General features: G+C 44.2%; 21 protein-coding genes. 5 read left to right on the top strand and 16 right to left on the bottom strand.

Annotated features, from left to right (window positions below; genetic code table 11):
* Positions 1-6: 6 nt before the first annotated feature.
* Genes ACOGW3_RS00225 through tnpC form a run of 3 tightly spaced genes read left to right on the top strand, consistent with a single transcriptional unit; the run spans position 7 to position 2,310 of the window.
* The gene (locus ACOGW3_RS00225; RefSeq protein ID WP_419901112.1) at positions 7-345 is read left to right on the top strand and encodes a hypothetical protein; all 339 of its coding nucleotides are present in this window, start codon (positions 7-9) and stop codon (positions 343-345) included.
* The gene (tnpB, locus tag ACOGW3_RS00220) at positions 345-707 is read left to right on the top strand and encodes an IS66 family insertion sequence element accessory protein TnpB (protein WP_419901111.1); all 363 of its coding nucleotides are present in this window, start codon (positions 345-347) and stop codon (positions 705-707) included. The genes ACOGW3_RS00225 and tnpB overlap by 1 nt, the downstream gene beginning before the upstream one ends.
* Before the next feature lie 55 nt (positions 708-762).
* Positions 763-2,310 (top strand): IS66 family transposase, encoded by a 1,548-nt coding sequence (tnpC, locus tag ACOGW3_RS00215; RefSeq protein WP_419901110.1) that lies wholly within the window; start codon positions 763-765, stop codon positions 2,308-2,310.
* On the opposite strand, the gene mobF is transcribed toward tnpC, so the two are convergent.
* Together mobF and ACOGW3_RS00205 are read right to left on the bottom strand one after the other, a co-directional pair.
* Positions 2,292-6,080 carry a MobF family relaxase gene (mobF, locus tag ACOGW3_RS00210; RefSeq protein ID WP_419901109.1) on the bottom strand — a complete coding sequence of 1,263 codons (3,789 nt, stop codon included), beginning with the start codon at positions 6,078-6,080 and terminating at the stop codon, positions 2,292-2,294. The genes tnpC and mobF overlap by 19 nt on opposite strands.
* Positions 6,080-6,391, bottom strand: coding sequence for a hypothetical protein (locus ACOGW3_RS00205; protein ID WP_419901108.1), 312 nt, complete (start codon positions 6,389-6,391; stop codon positions 6,080-6,082). The genes mobF and ACOGW3_RS00205 overlap by 1 nt, the downstream gene beginning before the upstream one ends.
* A 257-nt stretch (positions 6,392-6,648) precedes the next feature.
* Here ACOGW3_RS00205 and ACOGW3_RS00200 point away from each other — a divergent pair, with 257 nt between their 5' ends.
* On the top strand, positions 6,649-6,948 hold the full coding sequence (locus ACOGW3_RS00200) for a hypothetical protein (RefSeq protein WP_419901107.1): 300 nt from the start codon (positions 6,649-6,651) through the stop codon (positions 6,946-6,948).
* Positions 6,949-7,138: 190 nt separating this feature from the next.
* Here ACOGW3_RS00200 and tnpA (ACOGW3_RS00195) read toward each other — a convergent pair whose 3' ends face one another.
* Positions 7,139-7,555, bottom strand: a complete 417-nt coding sequence (gene tnpA / locus ACOGW3_RS00195; protein WP_419901106.1) for an IS200/IS605 family transposase — start codon at positions 7,553-7,555, stop codon at positions 7,139-7,141.
* A gap of 117 nt (positions 7,556-7,672) precedes the next feature.
* Here tnpA (ACOGW3_RS00195) and ACOGW3_RS00190 point away from each other — a divergent pair, with 117 nt between their 5' ends.
* Entirely contained in the window at positions 7,673-8,776 is a 1,104-nt protein-coding gene (locus tag ACOGW3_RS00190) for a hypothetical protein (protein WP_419901105.1), read from the top strand.
* Between the two features lie 693 nt (positions 8,777-9,469).
* Here ACOGW3_RS00190 and ACOGW3_RS00185 read toward each other — a convergent pair.
* From ACOGW3_RS00185 to ACOGW3_RS00125, 13 genes are all read right to left on the bottom strand, one after another.
* The gene (locus ACOGW3_RS00185; protein ID WP_419901104.1) at positions 9,470-10,489 is read right to left on the bottom strand and encodes a DUF7146 domain-containing protein; all 1,020 of its coding nucleotides are present in this window, start codon (positions 10,487-10,489) and stop codon (positions 9,470-9,472) included.
* The gene (locus tag ACOGW3_RS00180; RefSeq protein ID WP_419901103.1) at positions 10,489-10,674 is read right to left on the bottom strand and encodes a hypothetical protein; all 186 of its coding nucleotides are present in this window, start codon (positions 10,672-10,674) and stop codon (positions 10,489-10,491) included. Before ACOGW3_RS00180 ends, ACOGW3_RS00185 begins: the two co-directional genes overlap by 1 nt.
* Positions 10,674-11,123, bottom strand: coding sequence for a hypothetical protein (locus ACOGW3_RS00175; protein ID WP_419901102.1), 450 nt, complete (start codon positions 11,121-11,123; stop codon positions 10,674-10,676). The genes ACOGW3_RS00180 and ACOGW3_RS00175 overlap by 1 nt, the downstream gene beginning before the upstream one ends.
* A gap of 135 nt (positions 11,124-11,258) precedes the next feature.
* Positions 11,259-11,624 (bottom strand): hypothetical protein, encoded by a 366-nt coding sequence (locus ACOGW3_RS00170; RefSeq protein WP_419901101.1) that lies wholly within the window; start codon positions 11,622-11,624, stop codon positions 11,259-11,261.
* A gap of 1,036 nt (positions 11,625-12,660) precedes the next feature.
* Positions 12,661-13,002 (bottom strand): hypothetical protein, encoded by a 342-nt coding sequence (locus ACOGW3_RS00165; protein WP_419901100.1) that lies wholly within the window; start codon positions 13,000-13,002, stop codon positions 12,661-12,663.
* Positions 13,003-13,169: 167 nt separating this feature from the next.
* Complete coding sequence (locus tag ACOGW3_RS00160; RefSeq protein ID WP_419901099.1) at positions 13,170-13,565, bottom strand: hypothetical protein; 396 nt, start codon at positions 13,563-13,565, stop codon at positions 13,170-13,172.
* 1,078 nt (positions 13,566-14,643) lie between these two features.
* The gene (locus ACOGW3_RS00155; RefSeq protein ID WP_419901098.1) at positions 14,644-14,931 is read right to left on the bottom strand and encodes a hypothetical protein; all 288 of its coding nucleotides are present in this window, start codon (positions 14,929-14,931) and stop codon (positions 14,644-14,646) included.
* Positions 14,932-15,027: 96 nt separating this feature from the next.
* Positions 15,028-15,444: a single-stranded DNA-binding protein gene (gene ssb, locus ACOGW3_RS00150; RefSeq protein ID WP_419901097.1), complete on the bottom strand. Its 417-nt coding sequence runs from the start codon at positions 15,442-15,444 to the stop codon at positions 15,028-15,030.
* A 69-nt stretch (positions 15,445-15,513) separates the two neighbouring features.
* Positions 15,514-16,452, bottom strand: coding sequence for a DUF2493 domain-containing protein (locus tag ACOGW3_RS00145; protein ID WP_419901096.1), 939 nt, complete (start codon positions 16,450-16,452; stop codon positions 15,514-15,516).
* 204 nt (positions 16,453-16,656) lie between these two features.
* The gene (gene tnpA / locus ACOGW3_RS00140; RefSeq protein ID WP_419901095.1) at positions 16,657-17,073 is read right to left on the bottom strand and encodes an IS200/IS605 family transposase; all 417 of its coding nucleotides are present in this window, start codon (positions 17,071-17,073) and stop codon (positions 16,657-16,659) included.
* Positions 17,074-17,768: 695 nt separating this feature from the next.
* Positions 17,769-22,127, bottom strand: coding sequence for a strawberry notch-like NTP hydrolase domain-containing protein (locus ACOGW3_RS00135; protein ID WP_419901094.1), 4,359 nt, complete (start codon positions 22,125-22,127; stop codon positions 17,769-17,771).
* A gap of 268 nt (positions 22,128-22,395) precedes the next feature.
* On the bottom strand, positions 22,396-23,163 hold the full coding sequence (locus ACOGW3_RS00130; RefSeq protein WP_419901093.1) for a phosphoadenosine phosphosulfate reductase family protein: 768 nt from the start codon (positions 23,161-23,163) through the stop codon (positions 22,396-22,398).
* A 61-nt stretch (positions 23,164-23,224) separates the two neighbouring features.
* A complete protein-coding gene (locus tag ACOGW3_RS00125; protein ID WP_419901092.1) occupies positions 23,225-23,569 on the bottom strand; it encodes a hypothetical protein in 345 nt (114 codons plus the stop codon).
* Between the last annotated feature and the right edge of the window lie 55 nt (positions 23,570-23,624).

Here is a 23,624-nt window from a genome sequence, read left to right as displayed (position 1 = left end):
CGTTTAATGTCAGCAATTGAGAACGATTTATCGCGAACAGAATTCCATTGGCTTGAGCATGCGCGTTCGTGTGAGTTAAACGGGGTGGGCATGAAAGCTTATGCCGAGGCACACGATCTTGACCTGAAGGATTTTTATCATCAAAAGGGGGAGCTTGTTAAGCGGGGTCTTTTTGTTGTTTCTAGTCGAGATGAAAATTTACACAAGATTGTAAATGGTTCAGCTGATGGCCCAGGCTTATTGTATTGTCAGGTTTGCCTTCGTAACGGGCTAGAAGTCAAATGGCCTGTTTCGGGGAGAACATCGGATTTAACATCTATTGTAGATGCACTTGAAGGTCTGTGATGCGGCGGCCTTCAGATGCTTTGCCCGTCATTTATCTTTGCGCAAATCCCGTTGATTTTCGTCGCGGCATAAATGGTTTGTCGATGCTTGTTGACGACATCCTCAGCCTTGATCCATTCTCTGGCTACCTCTTTGTTTTTTCTAATCGTCTAAGCAACAAGGTCAAGTTACTTTACTGGGAGAAAAACGGATTTTGTTTGTGGCAAAAGAGCCTTGAAAAAGATCGGTTTCATTGGCCACGACACTTGAGCAAAGGAGCCCGTATAGAGCTCAGTGGTCGCCAATTGAACTGGTTGCTGGATGGTGTTGACCTCCGTCATGTGAAAGAGCATAAGCCTGTAAATTATTCGGAGATATATTAAATATTTACAGCACTTTATACTGTTTTGAAGAGTATAAATTTGGTATACTTCGGCTATGTCAAAAGCGCCCATTTCTTTCCCTGAAAGCCTTGAAGAATCACGTATTTTAATAGGTGGTCTTCATGCGCGTATTGATATTCTTGAAGAGCAAAACAGATTATTGCGTCATCAGCAGTTTGCCGCTTCCAGTGAGAAGACATCCCCGCAAGAGCAAGGTCTCTTGTTTGATGAAGCAGAGGAAGCGGCTGAGGACGACACAGGGGCAGAAGACGATGATAAAGAGATCAAAGTTCCAGCTCATACCCGTAAAAGGGGTGGACGCCGCTCTTTGTCAAAAGACTTGCCCCGTGTGCGGATTGAACACGATATCCCCGAAGAAGAAAAGATTTGCGCTTGCGGATGTGGTCTTATGGCCAGAATTGGGGAAGAAGTCACCGAACAATTGGATATAATTCCGGCTAAAATGCAGGTTCTTCAGCATGTGCGTTTCAAATACGCCTGTAAATCATGCGAAGAAGGCGTAACAATCGCGCCCTTGCCACCACAGCCCATCCCCAAAAGCATCGCTTCTGCTGGACTTCTTGCTTATGTGGTAACGGGAAAGTATGTGGATGGCCTGCCTCTCTATCGTATGGTACCTGTTCTGAACCGCTCCGGTGTGGAGTTTAACCGTACATTACTCTCGCGGTGGGTGATCAAATGTGGTGATCTTGTTCAGCCCCTGATTAATCTGTTTACCGACCATCTCCTAAACTACGATATCATTGCCATGGATGAGACTGGCGTTCAGGTCTTGAAAGAACCTGGGAAAAAACCTCAAAGCAAATCCTACATGTGGGGGCAAAAAGGAGGCCCTCCGGACCAGCCAGTGATCCTGTTCCACTACGATCCCTCCAGGGCGGAGGATGTGGCAAGGCGATTGTTGGAAGGTTACACTGGGTATCTTGTTAGTGATGGATATCAGGTCTATCTGAATGTGACATCCGACAGCACAATCATCGGCGTCGGATGCATGGCTCACGCCCGGCGTAAGTTCAATGATGTCATCAAGGCACGGAAGAAGTCCAAAAGGCGAAAACCCGGCCTTGCCGATCATGCCATGGAGGCCATCAGAGCTTTGTACCGCATTGAAAAGCTCGCAAAAAACATGAGCGATAACGAACGTCGGCTATTACGCAAGGAAAAGGCCAAACCAATCCTTAAAGACTTGAGAGAGTGGATTACCAAGGTCAAATCGTCGGTGCCGCCGACATCGTTACTTGGCAAGGCTTTGCACTACATTGATAAGCAGTGGCCTCGGCTCATTCGCTACCTTGATGATGGCCGCTTGCCAATTGATAACAATGAAATGGAGCGCGTAATTAAGCCGTTTGTAATAGGAAGGAAAAATTGGCTGTTCTCAAAATCCCAAAATGGTGCCAAGGCCAGTGCAAATCTTTACTCTATCGTCGAGACCGCCAAGGCTAACGGGATCGAGCCATATTCATATCTTCGACACATTTTTACCCAATTACCTAAAGCAAAAACCGTCGAAGACTTTGAAGCTCTGCTGCCCTGGAACGTCAACAGAAACAACGTAACACCTTACATCATGCAAAAATAGGTGCGGTTAACGTCACGCTCACGTTTTTCAGGAGAGATGTTAAAGTCTTTCAAAACACCTATAGATATATCAGAGGCGACAACGGCAAGCCTGTCTCTCTCTTTCATAGCAGAAAGCATTTTACTGTACCCCTCCACTTCCGTAATTTTAAGATCCACTCCAGCCCTGTCACTTAATTCACCATAAATACGGCCAACATTGATTGAACTGCGGCGATAGTCCAAAGCCTTATCTCTATCCAGACATTCGCTCCCGGATAAAGTCTCCCGGATATGGCGCTCTCGATGATCTTCGTGTCCTCGATAAAGATTATCCCAGGCATTAGAAATACCGCTTTGACGAATGGCCGCTGCCATATATTTCACAGCAGGTTTTTGTCCGTTCTCTTTTTCGGCTTTAACCAGATCAATAATCTCAGAGGCCAGCTTATCCGCTGTAGCTTCACGGTTTTCACTAAATGCCGTATGCCATCTATTAACCAGGCTTCGCGCTGTATGACGTGAATGTGCCACAGACAATTGTTCGTCCCCGACATTCGGATAATTAAGCAAACCACCCCGATGAATTTCAATATCGCTGTATATCTCCGATGCAATGGCATCCGCTTGCGCTCTCAAATCAAGATACCGACCATAATCTTTATGATCATAGAAAACCCCGGTCTCGCCTATTTCCTGACGAATTTTTTCTCCAATTTCAGCAGCATCTTTGCGTAAATCACCGAACTCACCAACCCGTGTTCGAGCAACTAAATCTTCTCCCGTATAGTCTTGAGCCGAGACTTTTTGTTCTCTTATAGCTTCTCTTTGTGAAATATCAGCATGTAACAGATTGTCTATAAGCTTACCTTCTGAAAGCTGATTATAAAATTCTTGGTAAAGCTCTTTTACCTCATCACTCATATAATCGTGTGCGAGTTCTTTTTGTCCTGATACCGACCACTTGCTCGCCAGTATTTCTAAAATTCTTTTCTCTGGAATTGGTTTTTGTAATTCTTCTTCTGTTAACTTCTCAATGACAAATTCGAGAGCTAACTCACGATTAATATAAAAATGTGCAGCATTCTTATGACGGGTCGCTGCCGAATACATATTTTCACGCAATAAGGACTGATCGATAAGTTGAAATGAAGCATCAACATTAATGCCCTGGCCGGAATAAAATGTCGTTACATACCCCTGTTTTAAACCTATTTCCTTATTAATGTTTTCCATCTCACTAACCAGGAAATCAATCTTCCGCCCATCAACATCACAAATTATTCTTGTACTCTTTTCAGTCTGGCTTATGAGATCAACGCGTCCCACGGTACCATTCACAACGTTCAAAGTTTGATTGCGATGCCCAAAACGAAACACGTCTCCTTTTGCAAGTGTTAAAGTATCTGTAGTACCCTTACTTTTACCAGCAACCTGTATTTCAACATCATCCCCACTGATTACGCCACTCGTTCTATAAATCTTGCGTAATGCGGAATTTATGTCTTCAGCTTCCGCATTTGTACGTGCCTGAATAATTGATGTTTTGTCAGAGTTTTGCGCTTTCCATTCAACATACTCATTACACATTTTCCAAATTGTGCTTGAATAAGTCTTCCCAAACTTGACGTTCCCCCTGTCATAATACATTTCGATGCCTTTATAAGCCTCTCCATTTTTAAAACAAGCAGAGGCTGACCTTTGCCACACTTCTCCTTTTTTACTTACCTCATTACTGTATTGATCAAGTAATTTCTGCTTTTCTTCACCTGGCATCATTGCTGTTTGTAGTCGTGCGGTTTCTCTTGTTAGTGTCCCTCTAATATCAGCATAATTTTCGACAACTTTGTAAGTATCCTCACCATTAGACAGCGGAGTTATTATCTTTTGTTGAAGCTCTCCGTTAATATTCAATTCCAGATTAAAGGCTTTCGCGAGTATTTCTTTATCCGATTTAGCCATCAAAGATATCGGTAATTGAGCAACTTCAGGATCAATAATATTGATAACATCTTTGTAAATAAGCACATCCTCAACGGTAACATTTTGCCGCCTAATTTGATCAATACGGCTACTGCCAACAACTTCCTCACATAACCTTAGTCCAGAACCAGCACCTATCGGTTGCTGCTGTTCCCTATCCCCAACCAGAATAACCTTTGCGCCTGCATCTTGAACATTTTGAAGAATGTCTCTCATTTTTTCAGTCGATAAGGTTCCTGCTTCATCAACAATAAGAACCGTTTTCTGATCAAGCGCTTTATTTTCTCCAGCTTCATTTATCAGTAATCTTTCAATGGCAACGCTCTCTATTTCACAATCGGAACCCAACTCAGATGCAACACGCCAGGTGGTAGAAGCCCCAATAACTTTATATCCTTCTTCCTTAAATACGTCTGATATACTGGATAAAACAACAGATTTTCCCGACCCCGCAGCTCCTTCAATAATTGAAATTGATCCGCTGTTTAGTGTCGAATTACTGAGTGCAAGTTTTTGCTCGCTTGATAAATTAACACCTTTAATTTCAAGATCGTTAAGAACCTTTTTAATACCCTTCTCATCGACCTTATGACCTGCGTTTTTGATAAGCTCAGACGAAAGACGGGACACATCCTTTTCCAAAAAGATCATTTCTGGAGTTGTAAATATTTCCTGGTCCGTTTTATTCATCCCAAGACGGACAAGCTTATTTGCGTTTAAAAGAAGAGGGATTTGGCTCTTTACTTCATCCTCAGACATAAGGATATCAGCATTACGATACACTTTATCTATCAACTTGTTCTCAGCAAAAAAAGCATCGTTTTGAGATAATACAGCAGGTATTTTCTGCATATTTTCCCATACTTTTTCGACATTATACTCTACCTGCTGAGAGAGAAATTCAGAGATATTATCCCTACTATATCCAAGATCCATTCCCTCTTTTTCAAACCTTTGAAGTAACTGTTCTCGGGTAAAATCTTGCGCCTTATCCGGGCGACTTGAGACTGCAATGGTCGCCATTGCTTTACTATCGCTCGATACCAAAGGCCCAAGCTCAGAGGCTCGCGCGATAATTGCTTTCCGTCTCTTAGACCAAAGATCAACCAGATCTTTTGGAAAGTCTTTTATCCTCCGTAATTCATTATCTTTTCCATAACTCTCAAAATTAAGTCCAAGCTTCTGATTTAACTTTTGTGATAATTTGAAAGATGAAATAGCACCAAGTGACTTATATATTTGGTAAAATGATGGCTGATGTATAGCCCCTGTTGTACCATCCTGGCGAAATGCAATATTCATAATAGCGGTATGGATATGGAGCTGAGGATCCATTTCCCTACTGGTCGAATGTAAAAAAGTAGCTGCCATAAAATCACATTTTTCAAGGATTTTCCCATCCAATCCTCGCCTGCAATAACTTCCCTTTTCGGACAAATATTCAAGAGTTTCAGCAACAGCTTCTTGCATTGAACTCTCTATAATTTCTCTCTCTTTATCGCCTGCAATAGCCCAATAAGCACTTACAGATTTATCCGCACTAAAGGTCATATCCAAACCAGAAGCACGTTTTTCCATTCCAGAATTTTGGGTTAATTTGTCACCTTCAGGAGAAAATCCATTGAATAAATTCTTGAAATCATCAGGCAACACATTGCTACCATTTTCAATATCAAGGTTATTATTGAGATTAAACCACACCCCATCAGGCTCTATACCGCCAACATAATACTCCGTTGGATGGCGCATACTCATCGTATGTTCCAAGTAGTATTCAGCGCTTGCCATTCTGGAAAGTGTCGCAAGCATTAGCTCTCAGAGTCCTTATTTGAGCGTTCTTTTAAAACGTCTTCCAAAGTATTCATTAATAACGTTTGCTCTGACCTCATGGTCAAAATGGTATCAGACATGAGAACTAAAGTATCAAGAAGCTTATCTGACATTTCCTGAAAGCGCTGTTGATTTTCGCCAAACGAGGCAATTCCTTCTTCAACAAAAAGTCTCATTCCGACACCAGGATTATCGTTTCCACGGATTTTACATAAATTATATGAAAATTCGTCAATCGTTCCTGATATCGCTTTTAAGGGATTCTTTTTTTGAATTTTTGGATTTTTCATAAATTTCAACACTTTGCTACATTTTCCATTGAATTATAGACAGTATTTCATTTTTGCAAAGCATTATGATGCATAAGGTATGAGGAAAAAGGAAAAACAGATAATTATTGAAACATGGCTAAAAAAAAAGATATAGAGATTTGGGTATAGGGTCGCACTAGAGGGAAGCTGGCGCTTATGGCTAATAAATCTGAGCTTATCAGTATCTGTACTGAGGTGCCTTTGTAGGGCGCTTATATATCATTTGGAGATGCGTTATGAAAAAAGACAGCAGGCTATCAGAATCAAATATCGATTTTGACGCAATCAATAAAAGGCTCATGAATGAAAAGCCCAGGCTCTTGTCAAAGGCAGAAGTTATGGCAAGGCTTCACAAAGGCTTATCCAAGGCATTAGACAACGGCTTATCCTACGAGCATATTGTTGAGATTTTGCACAAAGACTACAATATCTCTGTTGCAGTTTCTTCATTACGCAAAGCAATTGCTGTTGGAAAAATGTCAGGGAAGATAAATAGAGAAAAAGCTGAAGAGGCCGCCAATGACCTTACAAAGTGAAACCTTCCCCGCTATCGCTGGCGAAACCTTGAGAGAAAAAATATTTTGGGCTTATTTGAAATTTGCTCAACGAAAGAACCCAACCCTCCTAAAGGATTTTTATCAGTACCGAGTGGAACGATCAAAATTCGTTCAATTCATGATTAAATATAATTATGACGTAAAATCTCTGCCCGCTCGAACTGAACGACTACCGTCTTAAGCCGGTAGGTTCGGGGGTGTGGTTTTCGATATAATCCAGAATGGTTTGCTCAGTGACGTTTCCAGCTGTTGTACAGAAATAGCCCCGCGCCCAAAACCTCTGCCCCCAATAGCGTTTGCGTAGCTCTGGAAATTCTTGCTGGATCTTCCGGGATGTACAGCCCTTAACTTTTTGCAGGAAATCACTGACATACAACCTGGGAGGTATTTCGACAAACATATGGACATGATTATCAGACAATACGCCTTTGACGATAGTTACACCCAACTGAGCGCATATCTGGCGGGTAATCTCACGGATACGAAGGCGCATTTCCCTGGTCAATACCCGGTATCTGTACTTCGTAATCCAGACGAGGTGATAGCGATTGTGAAAAACGGCATGGCCAGAGGCTGTGTAAGTCATTGTATACTCCCAAGAGGTTTCACCCCTCCGGGACGACCTCTTGGGAGTATACAATGACTGAGAAAAAAGGACTAAAGTCCGACTCTACCGACTGAAAGTCGGTGGTTTTAAACCTAAGTGTTGGATAATAAATGCGCCTATCTACTTGCTTATTATTACGAAAAAAAAGACATCTTTATCAAAAAATTAGAAGCACAAAATTTGGAATTATCCGAGGAAATTTCAAAACTAAAAGAGACAACAAAAAAACTAAAAGAGACAATAACAGAACTAGAATATCTCAGCCAAGAAGGTACAAATTTTTTCTTGGATGAATCTTCTTTCCAAGAACACGATGAAGATGTTTTTGATATCTCAGAACCGCAAAGTGATATAACAGTAGTTGATATTTGTTTACACGATTTTGACGCACTGGAATATCAGGAAAAACAAATTGAGGGTATATACTCAGGCAGTGGAGAGTTCGAACAGCGATTAGTTCCCCCCCTTTCTTCTTCCCAAAAAAGAATATATTTACCCGTCTCTGCCGATGAATACTCAATGGCCAGAGATTGTGGTGCTAAAAAAGAACGAGAATATCTTTGGGTTGAAAACGGTTCATCAGCCATGGACAAATGTTCACAATTCTTACCTTTAGCATTCCAGCCTCAAGGTCATTTCCGACTTGATATTGATTTAATACCAAGCACCTCTTGGGGCGCTTCTTTAGCAAACATACTCACAGAAAGTTCATGGCGGAAAATCCGTGAACAAGTCTATAGGGATCACGGACTGAGGTGCGAGCTATGTGGAGCACGTCGGGCGTCAAAACACGCTCAAAGAGTTAGCCGACGAGCTTGTGTCGAGGCACACGAATTGTGGGAATACGACGAAGACAATAGCACCCAAACTCTAAAAGGTTTTTATTGCTTATGCCCTGACTGCCATTTGATGTTTCACCTGGGTTTTGCAAACGTAAATGGTATTGGACGACAATATGCGATGTTATTGTCGCACTACAATGGCTGGAGCAAAGAAGAGACAATCGCAAACTTGGAACGTGTTTTCGATACCCACAAAAGCAGATCCCAACAAGAATGGAAACTCGATGTTAAATATGCCTCAAACTATATTGATTTGGTTGGGATCAAGAAAAAACATGCTGATAAACTACCTACTATTTATGGTTTAAAATATCACATCGCCGGACAAAAAACCGATATCTATTACGAGACACAATAAACCCTAAAACTAACCACAAAGGAGATGTTTCATGAAAAGACAAACTGAAATCCACGGCGCATACAAAAAAGAATAACAAGAACTCGATATATATAATCGCGTTTACAAACATATGATCCAAAATATCGAAAATGAGATTAATAATTATCCATTATCTACTGCTGAAATAGAAAAGCACTCCGAATTGATGGCAGCATTACAAAGAGGTCAAGCCAGAACATTTATCACCAAAAAGATGATCGAATATAACAAAATATATTAGTTAATTTAGAAAAAGAATTTTTCCCGTGTGGGATATTTTTTTTACACTTCGTTGGAATGGATAAAAATTATGCTGAGTGGGCTGAGTGATATATATTTGAATATGATTGCTATTACAATCGTCCTCTCTTGCCTGATCATTTCTGCGGTTTTACTCTCCGCATTAATAATTTCCGCAAGTTCTCCACGAGAGAAAGTAAGTGCAAAAATCGGACTATTCTTGATAATGGCCCTTCCCATTTCGGGGCTTGCTGCAAGGTACCTTGCACTTCCCCTGAAGAATTATATTGAGGACAATTCAGCCAATTTTTTATATGCCGCGGGTACATTAGGTGGCTGCATATTACTCAGTACAATTATTTCCTTTTGGATATATAAATCCGGTGGAGCAAAAAACTGAAACCCGAAAAAAGGTAAGTATAATCTTGAATATCACCAAAAGACTTTCAGGATTTGCTCCAGAATATTGGCCTTCATTTTATGAAATCCGAGATCCATATGATCCTGGTTAAAATCATTGGTGATCGGCAGGACCGAGATCAACTTGATCCCATTAGCATCACAACGCCTCTGTAATTCCTCTCTCAAAAGATCACCGGCTTCATCTCTATCTTGTGCCAGGATCAGACGCTTTACTTGCTTGCGGATCCTAAGCACCGAGGTGTGATGTTTACTAAGACCGGCTAAAGCTGGAACCTTGGGCATTGTTTTTTGGAAAGAAGCCACGGTCTCAAAACCCTCACCCACAATCTGAACATCACCAGTCTGATCTCCCAGGGCAACGCCGTAACCCTCGTAATTGACGGTTACCTTCTTGCACCTGGCAACATCCGCTTTACCTGAACCATCTGCTTTGAGGTAAGTTCTGTTGACTGAAAAAATCTTACCGTCATCTCCCCGGATTGCCTGGAGCAATGCCGGGTGTCTTTCTAACGGGGTATCCGCATCTTCGTAATACATGCAATCGCCAAGAAACCGCAAATCCCTGTCATCGATGTTGGCCAGCATTCGATTGGCCAGATAAGTTTCTGCTATTGTGCCTTTGATTGAGATGCCCCTCTCAAAAAGAGAACAGCTTTTTTCAACCTTCATTGCATCAACAACCAAACTACCAATTTTCTTTTGAGAACCTTTTTTCTGTACTGGTTTTACGTCGATTGGTAATTGTAAAAGGGAGTGAGCTGAAAACTTCGCAGCCCCCAGGCTATTTGGAATATTCTCAGCATGCTTCACCAGGTCGAACATATCTCCACTTGCACCATTCGCATTCTCGAACCACTTGCCTTGTTTAGGTCCAGAGATATGAACAACAAAACTGTCGCCCTTTTCGTTATCGATCGATCCGACCATCCAGTAATTACCAACCTTGGTGCCGTTGCTTAGATATTTACGACAAAGAGCTTCTGCTCGCTCGTTAAGCCTGCCGGCCACATCTCTTACAAATCCGCTCATTAGAAACCACTCCTGCGGCTGCTCTGTCCTAAAGCTCTTGTAAGCTTCTCTATTGCACCCGATGCGGTTTCAACCTCCAAATTGAATTTTTCGTTTTCAGACCCGCTGAAAACTAATGTGTTTCCTAGATCAATCAAACCAAGAAGTGCATCGATCTCTTTACGTGTGAGATTTACTAAAGCCATCAAACCAGCTCCCCTTTGAGGTTATTATCAAGGCTAATCTGATCCAGACTAGTCTGTTCTCGGGCAATAAGATGTAAAACAGCCCCAATAATAGAAGCCGGCTCCGGTACCAATGCGATTGGCCCGGCCAATGCGACTGGTGCAGCCAGTGCGACTGGAGCACAACCTGATTGCTCAAAGGTTGGCAATCTGGACATGTCACTGCAAAGATCAGCGACAGGAAACCCCATCTGCAAAAGCTGTGAGATTAAGATCCCGGCATCATCACAGATTGCATCGAGGGCTTGGCCCTCTTTGCCATGTTTCATGAAAACCTCATTAATCACCAGACGATCACCAATGTGGATCATCCCAAGAGTGACAAAAAATGTCTGCTCTCGACCAGCCTCCCCTACTGGCAAGCGATGGTTTTCAGACATCCTACGATTTGGCATTGGATTTCTTAGCATGTGAACCTCTACAGATTTCTTAAGATATCAAGAACAAACCAAAGCAGGAAAGGTGAAACCGCTAATAAAAGCGGCCCCATGTAAAGGTTCCATAACCCTGGTGATGTGAAATATTTTTGATCCGCTTTCATGATCTCAGTACCTATAGGGAAACAAAGAAGGGTGCTTATCACAATCGATAAACATGTCTTCGCCACAACCAAGAGCTTGATAGATTTTAACCACCATTGGGTTTGCTCTTAACTGTGCTTTCCAGCCTTCACATTCAGCTTCACGATCCCGGTAATATTGAGCTTGCTCCTCGATGAGAGCGTCACGATCAGGATCGTTAAAGTCGATCCCCTCTCCATAGAAGCCAAAATCTTCAGTTTCAGCGCGCCAGATCCTCGTCCCTAATTTTTCAATCAAGCGCCAAGCTTCTTTTTTCTGGTCCCAGTATCCAGCTTCATGTGTTTTGATTGTTTCACGTGTAACATGTTGTTTTTGCTTTATATTTTCCATTTTATTTTCCTCTTCACTTAATTGGACTATCTTTTTTCAACATGAAAAAAGAACTAGCCAAGCGGCGATGAGCTTTGGAGGAATTGTCTTATGGGCCGGAGGGGGATGAGGGGTATCACCCGTTTTGCAGTGAGCGCAGCGAGGGAAAAATGGGGATACAGCCCCCGGAGTGACGCGCTTTAGCGCGGCAGCAGCGAAGCGTGGCCCTGACAATGGGCCTTTCTTAGAAAGGCCAATGCGCCATAGGCGCTAAAGGTCGTAAGACCGATAAAACCACTTCCCTTGCAAAAAGGATCGTTCCCGAATGGCCAAGCCCTTTTTGGGGCTTGGTATAGCTTATCGAGGGACGAGGTTAGCGACGGAGAGCCTGGTTCCGCAGGAATTTGTTCTCTTTAGAGCTTCACCCAAACTATTGATAAGCCTATGTCAACAAAACCAACTCCCACAACGCATACATATAGGACCAGAGAAACACTAATTTAGCCGCATCTCTATGCCCTTGTTGATACAACGGGCATTCTTGTCGGCGCAGCCGACGCAAAAGCTTCTCTCCACGAACGCAGTCGGATCAAAATCCAGAAAGAAGCATCCCCACAACCACCACTATCTATCTCCGGCTTTTCGGGTAGTGCGCTGACTTACACCCGTCGATTAGACGGGCAAGGCCATCCCCGGTGGTGCAAAGGTCTGTGGTCAAAGGGTAAGTTATCAATACTATCCATATGATTGAGCAGCGCGAATGATTGTGGAGAGTGTTGATAACTGACCCGTTTTCGCATTGCGAAATTGTCCATAGGGCTTTGTGCCTAGGATTGGTGCAGTTATCTGACTTTGAGGCCCGGAGACCGTAAGAGTCTCAGAGGGCCTTTAAGGCAGATGATGTTAGTTAGCGCCAGCCCCATCCAAACAAGGTAAAAATCCCCGTAGTACATAACCGCGTTTCATAATTTCCCGAACTGCCCCACTTATAAAACAAAAAAGCCGCCTTCACGAATAAAGGCGGCTTCTAGAAAATGTAAAAAGAGAGTTTAGCGGCTTACTTTGGAATAATAAGGGCAATTATACCTATTGATACAGCAAGCATACCACCCATAATTCCGATAAGTGTTAGCGTCTGGGTCCATCTGTCAGCACGAGAAGAGCGAAATTCTGTTTCCAAGCCTTTAAACTGTGTTTCAGTTTTCTGTTCTAGACCCTTGAACTGTGTTTCAGTTTTCTGTTCTAGACCCTTGAAATCATCTTTAAGTTCTTTGAAATCGGCCTTGATAGCTTCTTCCATGTGTTCAAAACGGGCAAGTAGTTTAGGCAGGAATATTTCAATTCCTTCCATCTTGCCTTCAAGCTTTGCCACACGTTCGTTCATACTCGTATCACTCATATCTTTGTATCCATGTTATTATATATAGGCAGTTATTGATTTTTCGTCAATCCGTAAAACTGAGAGAAACCCTCGGTTTCAGAGCTTGGCCTAAATCGCAGCTTCGGGCCAGTTACGCCTTGAAGAACCGATCCAGAACAGTTTCCAGATCGGTACACGAAAGCCCTTTAGTAGTCTGGAGCATCAGGAAGTTCGTTATAATGGGGAGGCACCCCCTCTACGCGCCATTTCAATAAGCGTTGTCGCGCAGGCTCCCAATCCGATAGATAAAATTTACTACCCGAATGCGAAGCACCAAAATAAAGACAAAATATAAAAGTAAGATGTGATTCATACCCCAAAGCAATCAGAATATTTCGAGCTAATTTATTATAAATTATTTTCTCGGCAGCTTCTTCGAAAGGCTTCCCATTTTCGCTTGGACCATCTCCTTCGTAATCATCCAGGACCGCGCGAATTGGTTTAATAATGGCATGTGCTTCCTTTTGTGCGTCCCAGTATCCAGCTTCGTGTGTTTTGATTGTTTCACGTGTAACATGTTGTTTTTGCTTTATATTTTCCATTTTTCACTTCCCTTAATTGGACTATCTTTTTTCAACATGAAAAAAGAACTAGCCAAGCGGCGATGAGCTTTGGAGGAATTGTCTTATGGGCCGGAGGGGGATGAGGGGTATCACCCGTTTTGCAGTGAGCGCAGCGAGGGAAAAATGGGGATACAGCCCCCGGAGTGACGCGCTTTAGCGCGGCAGCAGCGAAGCGTGGCCCTGACAATGGGCCTTTCTTAGAAAGGCCAATGCGCCATAGGCGCTAAAGGTCGTAAGACCGATAAAACCACTTCACTTGCAAAAAGGATCGTTCCCGAATGACCAAGACCTTTTGGGGGCTTGGTAAAGCTTACTGAGTTACGAGGTTAGCGACGGAGAGCTTGGTTCCGCAGGAATTTGCGCTTTTTGCGTTCACAAAAAAAGTGTTCATTCTCCTTTACCAAAAAAGTATGCCCTGTCAGGGGAAACACTGACAGGGCATACTAATAAGGAAGTGAACTAATGCAAAATTCATAATAAAGCCTATAAGTTTAAGAATTAGTAAAAATTGTTCTCCTGCCCTTGTTGATACAACGGGCATTCTTGTCGGCGCAGCCGACGCAAAAGCTTCTCTCCACGAACGCAGTCGGATCAAAATCCAGAAAGAAGCATCCCCACAACCACCACTATCCATCTCCGGCTTTTCGGGTAGTGCGCTGACTTACACCCGTCGATTAGACGGGCAAGGGCATCCCCGGTGGTGCAAAGGTCTGTGGTCAAAGGGTGAGTTATCAATACTATCCATATGATTGAGCAGCGCGAATGATTGTGGAGAGTGTTGATAACTGACCCGTTTTCGCAAAGCGAAATTGTCCATAGGGCTTTGTGCCTGGGATGTCCGCAGTGGATATCCAAAAGGCCCTGGAGACCTATCCATCTCAAAGGGCCTTTTTGGTATCCATGTTAGTTAGCGCCAGCCCCATCCAAACAAGGTAAAAATCCCCGTAGTACATAACCGCGTTTCATAATTTCCCGAACTGCCCCACTTATAAAACACAAAAGCCGCCTTCACGAATAAAGGCGGCTTTTAGAAAATGTAAAAAGAGAGTTTAGCGGCTTACTTAGGAATAATAAGGGCAATCACTCCTATCGAGACTGCAAGCATTCCGCCCATAATACCCACAAGCGTTAACGTCTGGGTCCACCTGTCAGCACGAGAAGAGCGAAATTCTGTTTCTAAGCCTTTAAACTGTGTTTCAGTCTTCTGCTCTAGACCTTTGAAATCGGCCTTGATCGCCTCTTCCATGTGTTCAAAACGGGCAAGCAACTTAGGCAGGAATATTTCAATTCCTTCCATCTTGCCTTCAAGCTTTGCTACACGCTCGTTCATACTCGTATCACTCATATCTTTGTATCCATGTTATTATATATAGGGAGTTATTGATTTTTCGTCAATCCGTGGAACAAGAGCCGACAGTTACAAACTGGCGGCCCTCACCTATTATTCGTTATGGTAATTATCAAAGGCTTCATCGTCGTGCTGGCTTGCGCCCTGCCCTTTTGCTCCATCCAGTAAGATAATATTTCCATTGAACGCCTGAAGCACAATTTCCGTCACTTTCATTTCCACGTCACTGTATTTTTTATGGGGATATTTTCGGGTCTGGATTTTCCCCTCAACAAAGATTTTTGAACCTTTATTGAGGAATTTCTCAACAACGGAAATCAAACCCTTGTTGTAAACAACAACGCTATGCCATTCCGTGACTTCGCGGGGTTCACCCGTCTGGCGGTCTTTCCATTTTTCTTTTGTTGCAACTGAAAACGTCGCTACCCGCTCGCCGCTCTGCATGGTTCTAATTTCAGGCTCTTTACCAATGTTACCAATCAACTCAACTTTATTTAATGCATATGACATTTTCTTTTCCTTCGATTTTCTGTTGTTTAGAAGGGGCGCTATGCCCCTCCTCCATTCCGTTATTGAAAATTATTTGGATTTTGCAGCTTCTACGAGTTTAAAGCCGTCAAACGCTTTAATGCGGTTTTTCTTTGAAAGTTCGCGTAGGTTTTCTTGAATACCTCCACTGCCAAAAATAATGGCTAGGGAGGGTTTTACTTGTTTGAAAATTTCACGGTTCCTATCAAAAGGGGCTTTCTTGGCTTTGGAGTGAATACCAAAGGCCACAACTGGAACCTTTTTAGATTTGGCCCAAGATGCTGCGATGATATCCGCGCCTTTATTTCCTGCTGTTGTCACTAAAAACATATCCGGTGTTTTATCGGCCAAGCGATCGAGCATTAAACAAACGCCGTTGATATCATCAACTTTATAATCACCCGAAAAGAGAACAGGTGTACCCTTGGGAATGTGAACAAGGGTTTTTTCCAGCTTTCGGGCTTTGATAAAATCATTACTACCTATAAAAGCCTGTGATCTCGCGCTATGGTTTACAACTGATTTACGGGTCCTTGGCATCCAAGCCTTACCCACAATCATTTCAAACTGATCTGCGGCAATATCGCGGATAACCTCAAAAGCATCCCGCGCTTCTGTCATGGTTCGGCCTTCGGCTGTGAGGCGTTCCAGTTTAAGCGTTGTAATTTCGCTACCGTCAAAATGGCGTTGTAAATCCTTTAGCTGGTATTCTGTCCCGTCAAGTTTGCGCTCAACATCTGATACCCTCCGGTTAAAGCTGTTTACAACGTCCGAAAGAACAGAAGAAAGTTGATCTTCCAAACGGGTATCTGTGAAAATCTCGGTAAGTATTCCGAAAACTTCATCAAGGGCATTTGTTACAAGTTCACTATCTGGCAGTGGCCGATGGTCTTCTTCATCACAAAAAGGGCGCCTACCAAAAGTTTCCATTTCCTCAATAACTCGGGCAGTGGATGTAAGACCTTTTGAAGCAATATTTTGATGTTCCATTATTTTATCCGATGACTGATGTTTTCAAAAAGGACGACGATGTTGCCGTTCACATTTTCGTACATGGCAGGAAGATTTTAAGGGATCAAAAGTCGCTTTAGCGAGGGCGGAACGCCCCACCTTTTTAACCCTTAAAAATTTCTGGTATAGAAATTTCAAAAAGAAGGTGCGCCCCCAGGGCGCTCTATATATCTAACTGAACGACTACCGTCTTAAGCCGGTAGGTTCGGGGGTGTGGTTTTCGATATAATCCAGAATGGTTTGCTCAGTGACGTTTCCAGCTGTTGTACAGAAATAGCCCCGCGCCCAAAACCTCTGCCCCCAATAGCGTTTGCGTAGCTCTGGAAATTCTTGCTGGATCTTCCGGGATGTACAGCCCTTAACTTTTTGCCGGAAATCACTGACAGACAACCTGGGAGGTATTTCGACAAACATATGGACATGATTATCAGACAATACGCCTTTGACGATAGTTACACCCAACTGAGCGCATATCTGGCGGGTAATCTCACGGATACGAAGGCGCATTTCCCTGGTCAATACCCGGTATCTGTACTTCGTAATCCAGACGAGGTGATAGCGATTGTGAAAAACGGCATGGCCAGAGGCTGTGTAAGTCATTGTATACTCCCAAGAGGTTTCACCCCTCCGGGACGACCTCTTGGGAGTATACAATGACTGAGAAAAAAGGACTAAAGTCCGACTCTACCGACTGAAAGTCGGTGGTTTTAAACCTAAGTGTTGGATAATAAAAAAAGGGCATCGCCCGAAACTTGAGCGCGGCCAAAAGGCCGCTACCGTCATGTAGACCCGCTTGGGGCTGCGCCAGTAAATCAGTCAACAACCAGCACAGACACCCAATCGCTGCAAATGCAGGCAACGCCATTGATAAACTAGACAAGGGGCGTCGCCTGGATTTGGACCATAGATTCTGCAATCTTTTACCAATACTCTCCACTCGTGTTTTCCAATAGCCAAGGGGCTACTGACAAAATGGATATTCATATGCTTTTCTCCAGTGAATTAAATTCACCTCGAATAAGACAAATCTCCCCTCCAGAACACAAAACCCCGCCAACCCGAGGGGGTATTGGCAGGGAATTATGATGGACACAACTTATGTAAGATAAAGCATAATAACTATTTCTCAACAAACCCTTAAAAGAGAAACCATCCCTTACTGTACCTTGGACACACAAAGCCCAAAGCAATTAGCTCCGGGCTTTGTTATCAGTCCTGAAAGTTTAGGACTGCTTTACAATCAAGAAGTCCTCAAACAATGAGTTCTGAGCTAAAAATATAACCCAGACCCCCCATCAACTCAAGGAAACAACACGGTTCCTCGCCGTAATTTTATCCAAAACATCAGCCCTTGGAATAAAGATCCGCAACCAGCTCTGGATAATCTCAGAGACACACCCAAGCGTCTTTAAGCGCTCTTTATCGGCTTGGTCCCAATCCGTAACCTCAAGGCGGTAATCGCCAGCAACAAGAGAACGCCGGAGTTTAAGCTTCCCTGCCAACTCACCATGCCCCCCCTTACCCAAGACATGCTCCCATGCATCCGATGCCTGAATATCAACCTCCTGATCAACACCAAGATTGCGATAAAGCATTTGCACCTCGGCGGAATTAACAATACGGCCAAGCAATCGCTCACCACCATCCAAAACCAACCTTCGTACCCTGGGATTATCTTTGGGCATATGTTTCCACAAAGGTAAAAGCAAGCCAGTCACCATATAAAAACGCATTGTTTTGTATTCTGGTAATGCGTTCACTTCTGTCTCCCAATACTCTTTAAACAATATCAGATCATCCTCAATCCAACAGGTTTCCTTAAATCCCTCCGCCATAATTGTCTCTCGTGTATCCGGGCGGTACAGATAATATCTCTTGATAATAATACCCTCCTCATCCGCATATCCTGGTGCCGGCTTTAACACTGCGGCACGCTTTGAGCGCGTATTAATCATCATCCGCCCCGTACCTCCAGAAGGACCGCTAGACATCAACTCCTCAAAATCATTCAGTTTAAGCTTGTCCCTGCGTTCGATCTCAACCAAAACACTTTCCGATCCCGTCCCCTCCTGGGTACGAATAACCTTCCTATCAACAGCCACAAGACTGTGTGCTGTCAGTTGCTCAACCCCTAACTGATAGGTTCCGTTTTCCTTTGCCCGCTCAATCGCCCCGTTATGCAAAGCGTCAAACTCATCAAACAACCTGTTTTGCATATCGATCCTAAGAGCCAAAATACGATTGAGAAAACGTTGTATAGGAGGGAGATCGTCACGCAGTCCTCCTTCCTGACATGTGAGGCGCAGACCCGTGCACCGCTCAAACTCATCCATCCCCATACAATCGAGCTTGCCCTGGTACAAAAGCCGGTAAAAAGAATAAAGCGCCTGCCTCGCGTAATCTGATTCGAGATTATCACTCTCGCGGAAAAGCTCTCCCGTTCCACCCTCTCTCTGCCCCCGAGTAATAGCGCCCAAGGCATCCAGCCTGCGGGCAATGGTCGAGATAAAGCGCCGTTGCCCCTTAACATCCGTAGAGACAGGCCGGAATATAGGATCAGATGCCTGGTTGGTTCTTTTCGTTCTCCCAAGACCCTGCACCGCACGATCGGCCTTCCAACCCGGCTCCACCAGGTAATGAACCCGTTGCCGCTGATTTATAAATTCCAGCCCCGCATGGTAACTCCGGCCAGTCCCACCCGCATCCGAGAAAATCAGCATCTTCTTTTTGTCATCGAGGAAAGCTTGTGTCTCCGAGATATTGGAACTCGGGGATCTCTTGGAGACAAAATAACGCCCGTCTTTTAGGAGAACCCGCCTGGAACGTCCCGTAACTTCCGCAACTTGTTCATCGCCAAAATGGTGTAATATCTGATCAAGTATAGAAGGAATAGCCGGCAAGCTCGCAAGACGCTCAATCAGGTCATCCCGAACAGACATTGCCGCTTTGGAAAAGATCGGGTTTCCGTCTTCATCCAAAGCCTTGCGGACATAGACTTCACCATCCATCTCGTATTCCTCATGCAGCTCGATCGGGAAACTTGTTTCCAAATAAGACACTACAGTGTCGATTGGCGTGATGTTGATCCTGATATCATGCCACTCAGAAGGTGGTATATCTGCCAAACGTTTCTCAAGTGTCGCTTCCGCAGTCGAGACCAGTTGCAAAACCGGTGCACGCCCCGCTTCGAGATCACACTCGATTTCTTTAATAAGGCTCGGGCCAGTCATGCCAGTCAAAATAGCGTTAAAAAAACGCTGCTTTGTGCTCTCAAAAACAGAAAGAGCTGCACCTTTAGCTCGACCATTCGTTGCAGCAAAAGACACAACACCGATCTCGACCAAGACTTTTTGAAGATTTTGATGGATAACTTGGAAAATATCCGCAAAAAGGTTGTAGACCTCCACTTGTTCAGGTTTCATATCAACGATCAGAGGATCAACCTCAACGCCCTCGTAAGAGAGAACTCTTGATGTATAAATTCCAAGGGACTTAAGATCCCGCGCAATCATTTCCATAGCCGCAATGCCGCCCTGGGTCATATCGGAAATAAACTGATCTCGTGTATCAAAGGGCATCTCTTTAGAGCCCCAAAGCCCAAGCCGTTCGCCATAGGCGAGATCTGAGACATCCGACCCGGCAGTTGCAGAGGAATACAATACCCGCGCATCCGGCAAGCCAAACTGTAACCGCAGCCCTGCCAAGCCTTGTAACGAAGCTTTACCCTTGCCAAATTCTGTTCCAGATACAACCGCATTGGCCATGGAATGCGCCTCATCAAAGGCGATAACACCGTCGAAGTCATCCCCAAGCCATTTCATCACCTGGTCAATCCGAGATCCACCTCGGCCTTCTGATCTCAGCGTAGCAAACGTCGCAAACAAAATTCCTTCAGGGAGTTTGATATCCGATCCCGACTTAAACCTGTTAAGAGGTATAATCTGAGTCTCATCCATCCCAAGCGCCGCCCAATCTCGGCGAGATTCCTCAAGAAGGCTGCTCGATGCAGATATCCATAGCCCGCGCTTACGTCCACGGTTCCAATTATCAAGGAAAATACCGGCAATCTGACGGCCTTTACCAGCACCCGTTCCATCCCCCAAAAAGAAGCCCCGACGATACTGCACAGCTTCAGGGTCCTCATCCTTCGCCACCGATACAGTGCATTGGTCATCGTTCACCTTAAACCACCCGTCAAGGACGGTGTTGTGGGCTTGTCCTGCGTAAACAACCGTCTCAAGTTGAGCATCGGACAAGATCCCCTGGTCAACAATTTTGGGAAACAAGCAAGGCTTGTATGTCGCGTGAGGCGGCGCAACCGAGGCCATCGCAGCAGACTGGCATAATGTCGTCACATGAGATTTCGCCCCCTTAACCTCAAACGCTTGAGGCACCCATGGCACAAAACAAACTGCGTTTGATGTATCAAAAGGCATTGTCTCAGGATTACTTAGTCCCTCAGAGGCTAAATTCCCGATAACAAACTCGATTTCCTCAGCACCTATTTTGAGTGCAGGGGTCTCTGCTTTATGGCTTGGCCTGGTTGATTCTGTCTTCAAAGACCCCGAAGCTAAAACAGGCAATTGTCTGTGAAACCTCGCCCCTTCGGGTGAGCACCGAGAAGGAAGATCTGTCTCCAATATTTTAATCAGACTAGGGAGGTCCGGGATCTCAGCCTCAAATAGACCCGAAAAGAGGGAAGGTGTATCCGAAGGGATTTTGTCAAAAACGCTCAATCGAGTGTCAAAGGTCGTTCCGTGCTTGGCAAAGACATTAGCTGGCAACCCGCAACTAAAAACGAGCGATGCTCGTTTTTGGATATGCGCGAAGTCTTCGAGCCATCGGCCTGCAGGTTTGAAACCCTCGCCGGTGATCAGAACCAGTCGCCCACCTGGTGCCAGACGCGCAAGCGCAGAATTCAAATGCCGCAAAGTTACCGATGTTGATTTTTTCGACGTATTAGCTGCCACAGAAAATGGCGGGTTCATGATAATGACCGAAGGGATGAAATCATCACTCAGTCGATCATTGATTTGCTCTGCATTCACATTAGATGTTTCAGCTTGAGGGAACAGTTCTTTTAGTATCCCACCTCGCTTATCGGCTAAATCGTTTAGAATAAGGTTTGCACCAGCAAGTTCACCAAATACAGCAAGCAGCCCTGTTCCGGCAGACGGTTCTAACAGCACATCCCCTTTACCAATACCAGCTGCAATCGATGCGGCATAAGCCAGAGGTAAGGGTGTGGAGAACTGCTGATATTCTAGCATTTCTTCGCTGCGACGGGTTTGCGTTGGCAGGCCGCATAAAATACGGCCAAGCATGGATATCGCCGTGTCCGAGCCTTTTGAGAGAATGGCCTGTCCATATTTACGGACAAACAGAATTTGCGCGACCTCAAGTGCCTCGTAAGCATCCTTCCACGCCCAGACTCCAGTGGCATCACTGCCACCAAAAGCATCGCTCATCGCAGACTTTAATTGCTTGCTGGTAATTGATCCCGAGGAAAGTGCAGTCGATAAAGTTCTGCCGGCTGCTAAGATCCCTTCTACAGGAGAAGGTGTATTTACAAAACCCACCTCATTAGAAAAGTTGGAAACAGGTGGGGGTGGGGGTGCAGAGGCGATAAGGGAGGAAGTTTGATTTTGCAACACAGGCTTAATCTCCTAAAAGGTGAAAATTCACCTTAAAAAAGACCCTTCTTCACTCCAAAATTTTCCATAAAAAAAACCACCTAATCCGGGGGGGATATTGGTGGTTTTTTCAATCCGAGGGGATTATCTGGTTGAGTAAGGATAACCTCTCTCCTACACCCTATAGTAGCGAAAAATTTTCGACGAACAGTCATCCATTAGGAGTAGATGAATAAGAAGAGCAATTGTATAATGCCACTCTCCTTCAAAGGGAGGGTAGTTATATTATTCAGACAGAAATACCCGTAATTTCCTCAAGTCCACGCGGACTCTTCCCTTTTACTGGCATAGCTAATGTATGCCCGAGATCCTTCTCAAGATCTACATACCGCTTGTATAAGTCCGGGTTCAATATGGCCGCTGTAGAGAGGTCTTGCTTGCTACTCATAATGCAAAAACAACAACTCAACCGGGACATACCTTCGCCGTATGCCCAATGTGCTTTCTGTCCAACTGAATTAATAGTGTCAAAAACCTCATCCAAGAGCATTTGGTGAATTGGAAGCCAGTTGTACCAGGTACGTAACCGGGTGCAATTACCCTCAACCAGTCGAAAATGCATCTGTTTTGATCGCCTAGTGGATTCCTCAGCCCTCATTCCCATGCAATTAACAACAACACCGCCAAACCGGGGATTTCCCTTCAGGTAATGTCGGATCAGCTTTTCTATAGGGCTTCTTTTTAGATCCGACGTACACTGCCTGAATTGAATTGATGGAAATCGCCCTCGATGGCGAACCATTTCAAAGAATGTCTTCTTGGCCACAACCTGCCGGCAATCAATACCCTCACAATTAGCAATTACATGATCCCATGTCCCAGCCCACTCCACGTCCTGTAAATGAGCATGAACAACCAGGAGCTGGTTATCAGCAATATGCTTACGCAGATAAATCGTCATTGCCTGGCTATCTTTACCACCAGAATGGTTAATAACAAACAGAGCCCCTCGATCGCGCAACTCTTTTATTTCCCGTGGAAGGGCATTGATTTTCATAGGTCTTCCCCTTTTGTAAAATTCACAAAAAAAGAAAACCCGCCCCCCTTCCCGCTCGGAGTTATAAAAAACTAAATTGGTCAGAGTTGGGATCGATCAAACCAGTATTATCTGGATCAGACCGCTCCTGGATCAAATCCTCTCCAAGTAATTTAGAAATGATGGAGTAGTTCGCCTCATAGAGTACGTCCAAACCTGAAGGCAGGCCATTAAAGGGTTCCGCTTCATGATACCCCGGCCAAGTTCGCTCAAAATTCCACAATGCAGCATCTTCAGCACGCCACTGATATGAAATCTTCATCTCATGCTGACGTTTCTTACCCCGCATAATCCAGAACTCAATAATGGACAAACGCCACTCATGATCATCAACAAGCAGGGGGTCACTGATAAAATGTATTTCCATAATATATAGACCATAACTGAAAGAGAATTAAGGGATACCCAAAAAAGGGTCGAGG

This window comes from Kiloniella sp., assembly GCF_965205715.1.
In the GTDB taxonomy this organism is placed as follows: Bacteria; Pseudomonadota; Alphaproteobacteria; order Kiloniellales; family Kiloniellaceae; genus Kiloniella.
The sequence above is the reverse complement of the archived record's forward strand: the minus strand, read 5'-3'. Positions and strand labels throughout refer to the sequence as shown.

Bases quoted from the DNA above. Each gene is read 5' to 3' on its own strand.
- ACOGW3_RS00225 (WP_419901112.1), top strand. From the start codon at position 7: ATGTCAGCAATTGAGAACGATTTATCGCGAACAGAATTCCATTGGCTT.
- tnpB (WP_419901111.1), top strand. From the start codon at position 345: ATGCGGCGGCCTTCAGATGCTTTGCCCGTCATTTATCTTTGCGCAAAT.
- tnpC (WP_419901110.1), top strand. From the start codon at position 763: ATGTCAAAAGCGCCCATTTCTTTCCCTGAAAGCCTTGAAGAATCACGT.
- mobF (WP_419901109.1), bottom strand. From the start codon at position 6,080: ATGCTTGCGACACTTTCCAGAATGGCAAGCGCTGAATACTACTTGGAA.
- ACOGW3_RS00205 (WP_419901108.1), bottom strand. From the start codon at position 6,391: ATGAAAAATCCAAAAATTCAAAAAAAGAATCCCTTAAAAGCGATATCA.
- ACOGW3_RS00200 (WP_419901107.1), top strand. From the start codon at position 6,649: ATGAAAAAAGACAGCAGGCTATCAGAATCAAATATCGATTTTGACGCA.
- tnpA (WP_419901106.1), bottom strand. From the start codon at position 7,555: ATGACTTACACAGCCTCTGGCCATGCCGTTTTTCACAATCGCTATCAC.
- ACOGW3_RS00185 (WP_419901104.1), bottom strand. From the start codon at position 10,489: ATGAGCGGATTTGTAAGAGATGTGGCCGGCAGGCTTAACGAGCGAGCA.
- ACOGW3_RS00180 (WP_419901103.1), bottom strand. From the start codon at position 10,674: ATGGCTTTAGTAAATCTCACACGTAAAGAGATCGATGCACTTCTTGGT.
- ACOGW3_RS00175 (WP_419901102.1), bottom strand. From the start codon at position 11,123: ATGCTAAGAAATCCAATGCCAAATCGTAGGATGTCTGAAAACCATCGC.
- ACOGW3_RS00170 (WP_419901101.1), bottom strand. From the start codon at position 11,624: ATGGAAAATATAAAGCAAAAACAACATGTTACACGTGAAACAATCAAA.
- ACOGW3_RS00165 (WP_419901100.1), bottom strand. From the start codon at position 13,002: ATGAGTGATACGAGTATGAACGAACGTGTGGCAAAGCTTGAAGGCAAG.
- ACOGW3_RS00160 (WP_419901099.1), bottom strand. From the start codon at position 13,565: ATGGAAAATATAAAGCAAAAACAACATGTTACACGTGAAACAATCAAA.
- ACOGW3_RS00155 (WP_419901098.1), bottom strand. From the start codon at position 14,931: ATGAGTGATACGAGTATGAACGAGCGTGTAGCAAAGCTTGAAGGCAAG.
- ssb (WP_419901097.1), bottom strand. From the start codon at position 15,444: ATGTCATATGCATTAAATAAAGTTGAGTTGATTGGTAACATTGGTAAA.
- ACOGW3_RS00145 (WP_419901096.1), bottom strand. From the start codon at position 16,452: ATGGAACATCAAAATATTGCTTCAAAAGGTCTTACATCCACTGCCCGA.
- tnpA (WP_419901095.1), bottom strand. From the start codon at position 17,073: ATGACTTACACAGCCTCTGGCCATGCCGTTTTTCACAATCGCTATCAC.
- ACOGW3_RS00130 (WP_419901093.1), bottom strand. From the start codon at position 23,163: ATGAAAATCAATGCCCTTCCACGGGAAATAAAAGAGTTGCGCGATCGA.
- ACOGW3_RS00125 (WP_419901092.1), bottom strand. From the start codon at position 23,569: ATGGAAATACATTTTATCAGTGACCCCCTGCTTGTTGATGATCATGAG.